Raw genomic sequence first — 11620 nt, 5'->3', positions numbered from 1 at the left:
CACCACCTCACGTCTCCGTTCGGTACATCAGGTCCGTCTCGTGGGTGACGAAGCCCAGACGCTCGTAGACGGACACCGCCGCCTTGTTGTCGGCGTCGACGTACAGCATCGCCGTGGGCAGTCCCCGCTCCGCCAGGTGCCGCAGGCCGATGGTGGTCAGGGCCTTGCCGAGGCCGCCGCCCTGGGTGTCGGGGCGGATGCCGAGGACGTACACCTCACCGAGCCGTTCATCGGCGTGCTCCTTGGTCCAGTGGAAGCCGATCAGCTCGCCGTCCCGCTCGGCCAGGAAGAATCCCGCCGGGTCGAACCACGCCTCGGCCTTGCGGTCGTCGAGGTCCCGCTGGGTGAGGGAGCCCTGCTCGGGGTGGTGGGCGAAGGCGGCGGCGTTCACCGCGAGCCAGGCCGCGTCGTCCTGCCCCGGCACGAAGGCGCGGACGGTCACGCCCTCGGGCAGGCGCGGGTCGGGCAGGTCGAGGCCGGCCAACGGGCGCCGCATCTGCCGCAGTTCGCGGAACAGCGTCAGGCCGAGCACCTGTGCGAGGTGCCGGGCGGCGGAGTGGCCGCCGTGCGCCCAGATCCGCAGCCGCTTGCCGGAGGCGGCGAGCAGCGCGGAGCCCAGGGCCCGCCCGTGTCCCTGGCCCCGGTGCGAGGGGTGGACGACCAGTTCGGCGGCCGGCGGCTCCACCGGGTCGGTGCCCTCCAGCTGGGCGTAGCCGAGGAGTTCGCCGCCGTCCACGGTGAGCAGCAGATGGGCGATGCCCTCCCGTGCCGGGCCGCGCAGTTGCAGCCGTCCCTGCTCGGACACGGCCTGCTGCCCGTCGTTGCGGGCGGCCTCGGCGAGCAGGGCGAGGACCGCCTCGGACTGCTCCGGGGTGAGTTCGGCGAGGGTATCGATCGAGCGGGTGCGGCCGGGCCGCACGGTGTCGTCGCTGGTCATGCGTACGAGGGTAAAGGGCGGGTGCGGCAAAGCGGCGGTAGTCGCAGGGAGTCGGGGGGCGAGTGGGAGGGAGCCGGAGGAGACGGCCACGGAGAAGGACGGGCTGGGGAGGTACACCAGGATGTAACCCGGGACCCCCTGTCGCGCTACGCGCGTTGACTCTAGGCTGCTGCGCCGACGAGCCGTCTCCTCAGCGGCTCGCGCTCACGCACACCCACAGGGGGGCGCATGCCAGCCACAGCACCGTCGCACCAACCGCGCCGCAGACGTCGTACGACCCGGCTCCTCGCCGCTGCCGCCACCGTCGTCACCGCCGGGGCGCTCGCCGCCGCGACGCTGCCCGCCTCGGCGAGCGCGGGCGAGCGGGACCGGGGCCACGGCGGTCACCGGTCCGATCACCGGCCGGGCCGCTACCAGGACGTCCAGCTCCTCTCCTTCAACGACCTGCACGGAAACCTGGAGCCCCCGGCCGGTTCCTCCGGCCGGGTCACCGAGCTGCAGCCGGACGGCACGACGAAGACGGTGGACGCGGGCGGCGTCGAGTACCTCGCCACCCACCTGCGCGAGGCCCGCAAGGGCAACCGCTACTCCATCACCGCCGCCGGCGGCGACATGGTGGGCGCCTCCCCGCTCCTGTCCGGCCTCTTCCACGACGAGCCGACCATCGAGGCGCTGAACGCGCTCGACCTGGACGTGACGAGCGTCGGCAACCACGAGTTCGACGAGGGCGCGGCCGAGCTCGGCCGCCTCCAGAACGGCGGCTGCCACCCCACCGGGGGCTGCTACACGGACAAGGAGTTCAAGGGCGCCGACTTCCCGTACCTGGCGGCGAACGTCCTGGACGAGAAGACCGGCAAGCCCATTCTGAAGCCGTACTGGGTGTGGAAGCAGAAGGGCGTCAAGGTCGGCTTCATCGGCGTGACCCTGGAGGGCACCCCGGACATCGTCTCGGCGGAGGGCGTCAAGGGCCTCTCCTTCAAGGACGAGGCCGAGACGATCAACAAGTACGCCGAGGTGCTCCAGCGCCAGGGCGTGAAGTCGATCGTCGCCCTGGTCCACGAGGGCGGCTTCCCGGCCTCGTCCTCCTACAACTACGACTGCGACTCCCCGGGCGCCGGCGACGGCATCTCCGGCCCGATCGCCGACATCGCGAAGAACGTCACGCCCCGGGTCGACGCGCTGGTCACCGGCCACACCCACGCGGCGTACGCCTGCACGATCCCCGACCCGGCGGGCAAGCCGCGCACGGTCACGTCGGCCGCGTCCTTCGGCCGCCTCTACACGGACACGACGCTGACCTACGACCGCGCGACGGGCGACATCGCCCGTACGGCCGTGAAGTCCGCGAACCACGTGGTCACGCGGGACGTCCCGAAGGCGCCGGACATGACCCGCCTGATCGACAGGTGGGGCACTCTCGCCGCCCCGATCGGCAACCGCCCCGTCGGCTACATATCCGGCGACATCAACCGTGACGGCACCGAGTCCCCGCTCGGCGACCTGATCGCCGACGCGCAGCTCGCCCACGGCAGGTCCCTGGACCCGGAGACCGACCTGGCCCTGATGAACCCGGGCGGCATCCGGGCGCCCCTCACCCACGCGGCCACGGGCGGCGAGGGCGACGGCGTCGTCACGTACGCCGAGGGCTTCACCGTCCAGCCCTTCGCCAACACGGTGAACCTCAAGGACTACACGGGCGCCCAGCTGATCCAGGTCCTCAAGGAGCAGGTGAGCGGCCCGAACGAGGCGGCCCCGAAGATCCTCCAGGTCTCGTCCGGTCTCACCTACACCCTGGACCTGACGAAGACCGGCGCGGACCGCGTCGTCACGGACTCCATCCGCCTGAACGGCGCCCCCATCGACCCGACGGCGTCGTACCGCGTCGCGTCGAACAGCTTCCTCGCGGGCGGCGGCGACGGTTTCCCCACCCTGGGCGAGGGCGCGAACGAACTCGTCGGCGCGGACGACCTGACGGCGCTGGAGCAGTACCTGACGGCCAACTCGTCGGCGACCGCCCCGATCGCACCGCCGGCGGCCGACCGGATCACGGTCGTGCGGTAGCCGGTCACCTGTTCTGGGGAGGGGCCCGGTTCACCTGACGGCTGTACGAGGCCGGCGGGGGCGGGCCCCTTCTTCCGAAGCGAGTACACATGGGCGTGTCTGTTCACGGTGCGCTCACATGAGCGCACCGTGAACGGTCGGCTGTGTTCGTCCCCGCAATCGGGAAGGTCCCCCGCGTGCGGCGGGGCGGTGCCGGCCCTACGACGCGGTGGGAACCCAGCCGCCCAGCCAGTCCGCGACCTCCTGGCCGGCCGCCTGGTCGGCGGTCAGCTGGGGGCGGTCGGTGCTCGCCGGGCCCGCGCCCGGACCCGTGTTGCGGTACTCGGCGAAGCGGTCGTCCTTCCAGGAGAAGCCGCTCATGTCGGTCCAGGGGGCGGACTTGACCGCGGCGCTCAGGGTGGTGTCGCGGACCGTGGTCTGCGGGTCGAGGCTCGCGTCACCGCCCGCGTGCCAGGGGCGGCCGAGGTGGAAGGAACCGGCCGAGACGTCGCCGGCGACGGCGGAGCGGTTGATCAGGATGCCCTTGCGGCCGGCGGGGGTGCTGGGGGCGGTGACGTAACCGGCCGAAGTGCCGTTCCAGCGCTTCTTCAGGGTGATGACCGACCGGTCGATCACGGCCGTCGCCCGGCCGAAGATGAAGTCGACGTTGCCGACGACGTAGGAGTCGCTCATGTAGACGCGGCCGAGCCTGTCCTTGGCGGCCGTGTCCAGCAGCAGGGTGTCCTGGTCGCCGGTGACGATCACGCCGTCCAGGAAGACCTTGTCGGCCGCCGTGCGCAGTGCCACCGCCTGGTGCCCGGACAGGGACTGGTGCGCGGCCTCGTCGAAGTCGTTGGCGATGGTCAGGTTGCGGGCCTGGAAGTCGTCGGCCTCGACGGCGACGGTCGCGCTGCCGGACGTGCCGTAGGTGCCGGAGCCGTCGGGCTTGGGCGTCCCGGCCGCGTTGCCGTAGGTGATCACGGTGTCCTTGCGGCTGCCGCCCGTGCCCTGGATGGTCACGTGCGGCTTGTTGGACGGCACTCTCACCGTCTCGCGGTACGTCCCCGGCTTCACGGAGATGACGACCCGGGAGGTGCTGTTCGCGGGGACGGCGTTCACGGCGGCCTGGACGGTCCGGTACTGGCCGCTGCCGTCCTTGGCGACCGTGAGCGTGGCCGCGGCCTTCACGTTCGTACTGCTGGTACCGCTCGCACCGCTCGTGACGCCGATCGAGGGGCGCGGGCCCGCGCCCGACCTGAGCAGCGCCGGCACGTCCGCGGCCCGGTCGAGTGTGTAGGCGTAGAACTTCTTCGGGTCGAAGGCAGTTCCGCCGCTCTCGTTGCGGCCCGAGGTGCCGGAGAAGACGTTGCCGCGCTGTACGAGCGTCGCGGTGGCGTCCTTGGTGACGGGGTTGCGCATGCCCTGGAAGTAGCTGTTCTCCAGGACCATCGACGTCCTGCCGCGCGCGTAGTTGCCGTAGGAGGAGGTGATGTCCGTGCCCGGCGCGTCCTCCAGGAAGTTGTTGTAGAGGTGGGCGTGGGCGGCGTTGTCGGTGGACGGGTTGCGCTGCTCGGTCTCGCGGAACCAGTTGTGGTGGATCGTGATGTCCGTGGTGACGTTGTCCGTCCAGCCGATGCCGAACGTCTTGTTGTTGTCGCTCAGCTTGTTCCACGAGACCGTCACGTAGGTGCTGTCCTTGCGGACGTCGATCAGGCCGTCGGCCATGTGCCGCAGGTCGTTGTGGTCGATCCAGACGTGGTGCGCGCCGTCCATCTGGACCGCGTCGAAGTCGTGCTCCTTGTCGTTCCAGACGCCCTGGTAGGAGTCCCGGATCGTCAGGTTGCGGATGATCACGTTGTGCACGCCGGTGCCGAGGAAGAAGCCGCCGCCGACGATCTGCCCGGAGGTGCCGGCGCCGACGATGGTCTTGTCCGACCGGACCTTGATCTCCTTGCCGACGGGCGCCATGCCGATGGTCCCGGCGACGACGATGACGTACGGCTCCTCGGCCGTCGCGTACTTCTCCAGCTCCGCCTGCGTCCGCACGGTCACCGTCTCGCCGTCCCGGCCGCCGTACGTGCCGTTCTGCCCGAGGGCGTCGACCGAGGCGAAGCCGTCGGCGGCGGCGGTCGCCCAGGCCGGCGCGGCGGCCGTCGCGGCGGACGCCCGCTGGGCGCCGGAGCCGAGCACGCCGAGGTCCGCTCCGTACGTCAGCGTCCCCGCGGCGGTCAGGGCCAGCGGGACCCCGACGGCCAGGGCCTTCCTGCCTTTGCGGTGCCGGGGTTTGCTGCGGTGCTGCTCACTCATGGGGCGTTCCGTTCCACGTGGGGATGGTCCGCTGCTCAGTCGCCACCCCGGGCGCAAAGGTTGCCGCCCGCCGGGAGGGATAGACGCCGCCCCCGGCTGGCCGCGACCCGCAACACGTCCTCCAGCGACTCCGTCGCCCTGGCCAACGCGAACCGCACGGCCCGCTCCCCGGCCTTCCCGTCCCCGAGCACGGCCCTGGCCCCCGCGAGCACCTGCTCACCCGAGTCGAGTTGGGCTTCCTCGATGTCGTCCGCGAGCCGGGAGAGCAGGCTGCGGCTGTCGTCGGTGCTCAGGTAGCAGGGGTTGCCTTCGGGGGTGGTCCAGGGGAGGAGGCGGAGCGACGAGGCGTCCATGAGGTTTGTCCCTTCGGGGCTGCGGCCAGGGGGTATTACCGTTCGTGCCCTGATCGTCACTGGCTGCGCGTACGCTGCGAAAGAGGCCGGGCGTTGCCTGTCCGGCGGACAATGGGGAGGGCAGGCATGGACGAACACCCGCTCGACGAGAGGCGGTCGAGGCGCGCCGAGCTGGGTGGGACGCTCCGGATACTCCGCGAGAAGGCGGGCAAGTCGCTTGGCCAGCTGGCCGAGGAGACCTCGTACGACAAGAGCTACCTGTACCGCCTGGAGAAGGGTGAACGGCTCTCCAAGCGGGCGGTCATGGAAGACCTGGACAGGTATCACGGCACCGGTGACCCGTTGGTCCGCTTGTGGCGGGACGCGCGCCGCGAGGTCATCAAGGACAAGTACAAGGACTTCATGGAGCTGGAGTCGACGGCACGGGTGATGTGGCTGTTCCAGCTCCGAGTGCCGGGGCTGTTGCAGACCGAGGAGTATGCCCGGGCGGTGTTGTCGGGGTTGTCCGGAGCCCAGACAACGGCGGACAACAGCGAGGCGGTCGAGGAGCAGGTCGCCTTGCGGCTGGGGCGGCAGGAGTTGCTGCACCGCCGACCCGCGCCGAGTGTCCGGGTGATCCTGGACGAAGGGGCGCTGCGGCGGCCGGTCCCGGACATGACGGTGTGGAGGGACCAGCTTTCGCATCTGGTGGACACGGCGGCCCTGCCGTCGGTCGTGCTCCAGGTGCTGCCCTACACGGCAGGTGTACACGACCTCATGGACAGCCACCTCTGGCTTCTGTGGCAACGAATCGGCGACCCTGTCGCCTACGTGGAAGGCAATGGCTTCGGCGAGTTGATCGACGATCCGGACAAGGTCCACTCCTTTCGCTTGTCCTACGATCTGGTCAGGGACGCGGCTCTGACCCCGGTGGAGTCGGTGGCGTTCATCAAGAGCCTTCTGGAGGAGCGCAGACCATGAACCGACTGCCTGACCTCACTTCCGCCACGTGGCGCAAGTCCTCCTACAGCGACGGGGGAGGCACGAACTGCGTCGAGGTCGCCGATGGCTACGCCGACCTCGTCCCCGTGCGTGACAGCAAGGTGCCGGACGGTCGGGTGCTGGTGTTCGGTGCGGGCCCGTGGAGGTCCTTCCTGATGGGGATCAAGTGTGACGACCGTCGGTGAGCGCCCTCTCCGGCATCCGTGATGTGAGGCGAGTCGTCCCACTGCTGCCGCCGGACGCGGAGGCCGCCGCCGTTCTGCGGGAGTGGGCCGACCAAGCGGATTCCCTACTGGACGTTTCGGCACTCGACCTCTCCCGGGCCGATCTGTCGGGCACGGACCTCGCGATGGGGCTCCTTTGCGAGACCGTCCTCCGAGAAGCCAAGCTCGTCGGCACCGATCTCTACCGGGCCCACCTGGAAGGCGCGCTGCTCGATCGGGCCGATCTCTCCAGCGCGTGGCTGGCCAAGGCAGAGCTGGACGAGGCCTCCCTGCGCGGCACCATCCTGGACGGGGCGAACCTGGGAAGCGCCGGCCTGTACGAGGTCGATGCCCGGTCCGCTCGCTTCACGTCGGCCGGACTCAACGGCGCTTCGCTGACCGGCGCCCGGCTGGAGGGCGCCGACCTGTCCCATGCGTCAGTGCGGGAGACGTCCTTCAAGGCGGTGATCGACGAGCACACGATCGTGGCCGGGCTCTCCGGCACGCTCTTCGGCCCCGCGGTCATCGACCAGGCAGGCGTGCGGCGCGAAATCGATGGGCTCGACCTCGAGCAGTGGCTGAACAGCCGCGGTGCGGAGGTGCGTGTGCTCGCCCCACGTCCGGCGCTACGGAGTCGAAGGGGGCAAGCGGACGGCGTGCCGTAGGCACCTTCGGGTGAAGGGAGCGGCGGACGGCGGCCTCCTGGGTTGTGGTGTGGCTATGGTGGGGCCATGGCAGAGAACACGACCATTCAGGTGTCACGCCAGGCCCGCGACCACCTCGCGCAGGTCGCCAAGGAGCGGGGCATGACCCTCGGCCAGCTGGTCGAGCAGCTGGCCTCGGAGCAGCCGACGGCGGAGCAGATCGCGGAGCGGGTGGCGGCCACGCGCACGGTGCTGCGTGAACGGCTGGGCTGCACACTCAGCGACGAGGAGTTCGAGAGCGGGCCGAACGTGCTGGCCAACGTCTACGCGATGGCGGCGGACAAGACCCGGGCCCTCGGGGAGCAAGCCGCGTGATCGTTCTCGACGCGGGCGCGGCCCTGGCGCTCGCCCATGGCCACGAGGCCCTGCATCGCCTCGCCGACAACGTCGCTCACACGCCGGGTGACTGGCTGCACCTCCCGGCGCTGTGCCTCATGAAGGCCGAGGAGAGCGAGGCGAACGTCGGAGGCGCGCTGATGGCGCTTCCGGGCCTGCACGTCGATCCGCTCGGTCAGGTCGCGGCCATCACCGTCGGCGGGATGGTGCGGGACGGCTGGGGTGGCGCGGATACGTGTCACGCGCTCTACGTGGCGACGCCGCACCTGGACTCGGGGGGCATGTCGATCATCCTGACCGGGCAGGAGGATCTCTACCCACCGGGCTTCCTCACCGTCGACATCGACTCCCCCGGCATGCTCGGCTACCACTGACCCCCGTCGGCCGCCTCCACCTCCGGCGGCGGTACCGGCGCCCCCGGCAGCCGTACGGTCGCCACCGTTCCGCCACCACTGTCCTCGGCCGCCCGCGTCAGGCTCACCGTGCCACCCGCCTGCTGCACCGTCCGCGCCACGATGGACAGGCCGAGGCCCGAGCCGGGCAGGGCGCGTGCGCTCGGGGAGCGCCAGAAGCGGTCGAAGACGTGGGGGAGTTCGTCGGCGGGGATACCGGGCCCGTGGTCGCGGACGGTGAGGACGCCGTCTGCCAGGCGTACGTCGACGGTGCCGGAGTCCGGGCTGAACTTCACCGCGTTGTCCAGGATGTTGACGACCGCGCGTTCCAGGGCGGCCGGTTCCGCCCGTACGTACCAGGGCCGCACGTCCGCCGTGATCGTCAGCTCCGGACCGCGCAGGCGGGCGCGGCGCAGGGCCGACTCGACGACGTCGTGCCAGGCGAGGATGCGGGTGCGGCCGGAGTGCTGGCCGGTGTCGGGGCGGGACAGCTCCTGGAGGTCGCCGATCAGCGCCGCCAGCTCCGTCATCTGCGCCTTGACCGAGGCGAGCAGTGCCTTGCGGTCCGCCTCCGGGATCGGGCGGCCGGTCTCCTCGCTGCGGGTGAGGAGTTCGATGTTGGTGCGGAGGGAGGTGAGCGGGGTGCGCAGTTCGTGTCCGGCGTCGGCGATGAGCTGCTGTTGCAGGTCGCGGGAGCTGGCCAGGGACGAGGTCATGCTGTTGAAGGAACGGGAGAGGCGGGCGATCTCGTCCTCGCTGTCGTCCTCCACGGGGATGCGGACGGTGAGGTCCTCGGTACGGGCGACGTGTTCCACGGCCCTGGTCAGTTCGTCCACGGGGCGCAGGCCGGTGCGGGCCACCCACAGGCCGGCGGCGCCCGCGCCGACCACTCCGGCGCCCGCGACGAAGACGAGCACCAGCGCGAGGTTGTTGAGGGAGCTGTTCACCTCGCTCAGCGGCCGTGCGGCGGAGACGGCGACGCCCCGCAGCTCCGACACGGTGTAGGTGAAGACCCGGTACTGGGTGCCGTCGGACCCCGTGGCGTCGTGCAGCGCGCTGGTGGACTCGCCCTCCGCCACGGCGTGGTCGGCCCCGGTGAGCGGGACCTCCTCCGTGCCGATGACGAGACAGCTACCGCCGGTGCGGTCCACGAGCTGTACGGACGAGCCGAAGGGGTTCTGTTCGTGTGTGCCGGGGTCGTGCGCGCACTGGAACGTGCGTAGGTCGAGGTACTTGCTCACCTGCTGCACGTCCATGCGGTTGGCCTTCAGAGCCTCGTCCAGCGAGCTCACCAGGACGCTCTTCACCACGAACCAGCACGCCACCGCCGCCGCCGCCACCGCGAACGCCACCGCCGCCGCCACCAGCAACGACAGCCGTGCCCGGATGGGCAGCGCGCGGACGCGGCGTACCGGGTTCCTCACTCCGCGCCGCCCTGCCGCAGGACGTAGCCGACGCCGCGGACCGTGTGGACGAGGCGCGGCTCGCCGGCCGCCTCGGTCTTGCGGCGCAGGTACATGACGTACACGTCGAGGGAGTTGGACGACGGCTCGAAGTCGAAGCCCCAGACCGCCTTGAGGATCTGCTCCCGGGTGAGGACCTGGCGCGGGTGCGCCATGAACATCTCCAGGAGGGTGAACTCCGTACGGGTCAGCTCCACCGGGCGCCCGGCCCGCGTCACCTCCCGGGTCGCCAGGTCCATGGTCAGGTCGGCGAAGGTGAGGGTGTCGTCGTTGTCGGCGGTGGCCTCGACGGCCGCCGCGTAGGAGCTGCGGCGCAGCAGGGCGCGGATGCGGGCGAAGAGCTCGTCCAGTTCGAAGGGCTTGACCAGGTAGTCGTCCGCGCCCGCGTCCAGGCCGGTCACCCGGTCGCCGACCGTGTCGCGGGCCGTCAGCATGAGGATCGGGGTCGTGTCGCCCGCGCCGCGGATCCGGCGGGCGGCGGTCAGGCCGTCCATGCGGGGCATCTGGATGTCGAGGACGACCAGGTCGGGCCGGTAGGCGGCCGCCTTCTCCAGGGCGTCGGCGCCGTCGACGGCGACCTCGGTGCCGTACCCCTCGAAGGCGAGGCTGCGCTGGAGGGCCTCGCGGACCGCCGGCTCGTCGTCGACGATCAGGATGCGCTGGGTGTCACGGTCGCCTTCTGCGGGGCTCATGGGCTCGGGTTCCTCGGATGCGGTGTCGGGTACGGCTGCGGGCGCCTTCAGCGTCGCATGTTCGCATCGGCGTCGGGCGGCCCGCTCAGCTGCCGGCACCCGCTCGCAGCGCGGGCAGGTCGGCCTTGACGGTGTTGACCGGGATGGCGAAACCGAGGCCGACGCTGCCCGCGCCGGCGGAGGACTCGGCCGACGAGTACATCGCGGAGTTGATGCCGATGATGTTGCCGTTCATGTCGATCAGCGCGCCGCCGGAGTTGCCCGGGTTGAGGGACGCGTCGGTCTGGATCGCCTTGTACGTCGTCGTGGACGAGCCGGTGTCGCCGTTGAACTCCTGGCCACCGAACTCGAACGGCCAGCCGCCGCCCTGCCGCTGCTGCTGTTGCTGCTGCCCCTCGTCGGTCGAGACGGTCACGTCGCGGTCGAGGGCGGAGACGATGCCGCTGGTCACGGTGCCGGTCAAACCCTCCGGGGAGCCGATCGCGACGACCTGGTCGCCGACCCCGACGCCGTCGGAGTCGCCGAGCGTCGCGGCCTTCAGACCGGAGGCGTCCTCCAGCTTGATCAGCGCGAGGTCCTTGCTGCTGTCGGTGCCGACGACCTGGGCGGTGTACTGCTTGCCGTCGCTGGTCGTCACCTTGACGGACGAGGCGCCGGAGACGACGTGGCTGTTGGTGATGATCTCGCCGTCACCGGTGATGATCACGCCGGAACCGGTGGAGGAGCCGGCGTTCGACGTGGCGCTGATCTCGACGATGCTCGGACTGACCGCCTCCGCGACCCCGGCGACCGTGCCCTTCTGACCGACCGGCACCACGTTGGTGCTGGTGGCGCTGGAGACGACGGTGTCGCTGCCGGTCAGCTCCTGGATGCCGTACGCGGTGCCGCCGCCGACGGCCGCCGCGACGATCGCCACGGCCGCGAGCAGGGCGGCGGGGCCGCGCCGGACGGTGCGCTTCCTGCGCGGCTGCTCGGGCTGCTCGGAGTGCTCAGGCTGAGCGGCCTGCACGGGCGCGGCCGGCGGCTGCGCCGGCGGGGGCGGCCACTCGGGGTTGACGGGAGAGGAGGCGTGCTGCTGGGCGCCCTGGTACGGATTGCCGTACGGGTTCTCGTGCGCGTGCTCGTACTCGCCGCTGTGGCGGAGGCTCTCGGTCATGTTCATGAGCTTCCCGCCCTCGTATGAGAGCGGTCTGAGTGCTGCCTGAGAAGCCC

The 11620-nt window shown here is 71.0% G+C and carries 12 protein-coding genes; 6 read left to right on the top strand and 6 right to left on the bottom strand.

What is annotated here, in order from left to right; genetic code table 11:
• Positions 1 to 7: 7 nt before the first annotated feature.
• Complete coding sequence (gene mshD / locus ACH4F2_RS30830; protein ID WP_398136038.1) at positions 8 to 937, bottom strand: mycothiol synthase; 930 nt, start codon at positions 935 to 937, stop codon at positions 8 to 10.
• Between the two features lie 228 nt (positions 938 to 1165).
• On the opposite strand from mshD, the gene ACH4F2_RS30825 reads away from it, so the two are divergent.
• On the top strand, positions 1166 to 2998 hold the full coding sequence (locus ACH4F2_RS30825) for a bifunctional metallophosphatase/5'-nucleotidase (RefSeq protein WP_398136037.1): 1833 nt from the start codon (positions 1166 to 1168) through the stop codon (positions 2996 to 2998).
• Positions 2999 to 3196: 198 nt separating this feature from the next.
• On the opposite strand, the gene ACH4F2_RS30820 is transcribed toward ACH4F2_RS30825, so the two are convergent.
• Positions 3197 to 5284: a pectinesterase family protein gene (locus ACH4F2_RS30820; protein ID WP_398136036.1), complete on the bottom strand. Its 2088-nt coding sequence runs from the start codon at positions 5282 to 5284 to the stop codon at positions 3197 to 3199.
• Between the two features lie 35 nt (positions 5285 to 5319).
• A complete protein-coding gene (locus tag ACH4F2_RS30815; RefSeq protein WP_398136035.1) occupies positions 5320 to 5637 on the bottom strand; it encodes a hypothetical protein in 318 nt (105 codons plus the stop codon).
• A gap of 126 nt (positions 5638 to 5763) precedes the next feature.
• Here ACH4F2_RS30815 and ACH4F2_RS30810 point away from each other — a divergent pair, with 126 nt between their 5' ends.
• The 5 genes from ACH4F2_RS30810 (at position 5764) to ACH4F2_RS30790 (ending at position 8235) form a co-directional block, all read left to right on the top strand.
• Positions 5764 to 6597, top strand: coding sequence for a helix-turn-helix domain-containing protein (locus tag ACH4F2_RS30810; RefSeq protein ID WP_398136034.1), 834 nt, complete (start codon positions 5764 to 5766; stop codon positions 6595 to 6597).
• Positions 6594 to 6803, top strand: coding sequence for a DUF397 domain-containing protein (locus ACH4F2_RS30805; RefSeq protein ID WP_398136033.1), 210 nt, complete (start codon positions 6594 to 6596; stop codon positions 6801 to 6803). The genes ACH4F2_RS30810 and ACH4F2_RS30805 overlap by 4 nt, the downstream gene beginning before the upstream one ends.
• Entirely contained in the window at positions 6800 to 7486 is a 687-nt protein-coding gene (locus ACH4F2_RS30800) for a pentapeptide repeat-containing protein (protein ID WP_398136032.1), read from the top strand. The genes ACH4F2_RS30805 and ACH4F2_RS30800 overlap by 4 nt, the downstream gene beginning before the upstream one ends.
• A gap of 66 nt (positions 7487 to 7552) precedes the next feature.
• Positions 7553 to 7840: a hypothetical protein gene (locus ACH4F2_RS30795; protein WP_398136031.1), complete on the top strand. Its 288-nt coding sequence runs from the start codon at positions 7553 to 7555 to the stop codon at positions 7838 to 7840.
• Positions 7837 to 8235 carry a hypothetical protein gene (locus ACH4F2_RS30790; protein ID WP_398136030.1) on the top strand — a complete coding sequence of 133 codons (399 nt, stop codon included), beginning with the start codon at positions 7837 to 7839 and terminating at the stop codon, positions 8233 to 8235. The genes ACH4F2_RS30795 and ACH4F2_RS30790 overlap by 4 nt, the downstream gene beginning before the upstream one ends.
• Here ACH4F2_RS30790 and ACH4F2_RS30785 read toward each other — a convergent pair.
• The 3 genes from ACH4F2_RS30785 to ACH4F2_RS30775 form a co-directional block, all read right to left on the bottom strand.
• Positions 8226 to 9677 carry a sensor histidine kinase gene (locus tag ACH4F2_RS30785; RefSeq protein WP_398136029.1) on the bottom strand — a complete coding sequence of 484 codons (1452 nt, stop codon included), beginning with the start codon at positions 9675 to 9677 and terminating at the stop codon, positions 8226 to 8228. The two genes, ACH4F2_RS30790 and ACH4F2_RS30785, sit on opposite strands and share 10 nt — an antisense overlap.
• Entirely contained in the window at positions 9674 to 10408 is a 735-nt protein-coding gene (locus ACH4F2_RS30780; RefSeq protein WP_398136028.1) for a response regulator transcription factor, read from the bottom strand. The genes ACH4F2_RS30785 and ACH4F2_RS30780 overlap by 4 nt, the downstream gene beginning before the upstream one ends.
• An 85-nt stretch (positions 10409 to 10493) precedes the next feature.
• Positions 10494 to 11570 (bottom strand): S1C family serine protease, encoded by a 1077-nt coding sequence (locus ACH4F2_RS30775; protein ID WP_398136027.1) that lies wholly within the window; start codon positions 11568 to 11570, stop codon positions 10494 to 10496.
• Between the last annotated feature and the right edge of the window lie 50 nt (positions 11571 to 11620).

Origin of the sequence: Streptomyces sp. NPDC017890 (assembly GCF_044328675.1) — a bacterium.
Lineage (GTDB): Bacteria > Actinomycetota > Actinomycetes > Streptomycetales > Streptomycetaceae > Streptomyces.
This window is presented reverse-complemented; position numbering and strand designations above follow the sequence as displayed.

Bases quoted from the DNA above. Each gene is read 5' to 3' on its own strand.
- mshD (WP_398136038.1), bottom strand. From the start codon at position 937: ATGACCAGCGACGACACCGTGCGGCCCGGCCGCACCCGCTCGATCGAT.
- ACH4F2_RS30820 (WP_398136036.1), bottom strand. From the start codon at position 5,284: ATGAGTGAGCAGCACCGCAGCAAACCCCGGCACCGCAAAGGCAGGAAG.
- ACH4F2_RS30825 (WP_398136037.1), top strand. From the start codon at position 1,166: ATGCCAGCCACAGCACCGTCGCACCAACCGCGCCGCAGACGTCGTACG.
- ACH4F2_RS30775 (WP_398136027.1), bottom strand. From the start codon at position 11,570: ATGAACATGACCGAGAGCCTCCGCCACAGCGGCGAGTACGAGCACGCG.
- ACH4F2_RS30795 (WP_398136031.1), top strand. From the start codon at position 7,553: ATGGCAGAGAACACGACCATTCAGGTGTCACGCCAGGCCCGCGACCAC.
- ACH4F2_RS30810 (WP_398136034.1), top strand. From the start codon at position 5,764: ATGGACGAACACCCGCTCGACGAGAGGCGGTCGAGGCGCGCCGAGCTG.
- ACH4F2_RS30815 (WP_398136035.1), bottom strand. From the start codon at position 5,637: ATGGACGCCTCGTCGCTCCGCCTCCTCCCCTGGACCACCCCCGAAGGC.
- ACH4F2_RS30805 (WP_398136033.1), top strand. From the start codon at position 6,594: ATGAACCGACTGCCTGACCTCACTTCCGCCACGTGGCGCAAGTCCTCC.
- ACH4F2_RS30780 (WP_398136028.1), bottom strand. From the start codon at position 10,408: ATGAGCCCCGCAGAAGGCGACCGTGACACCCAGCGCATCCTGATCGTC.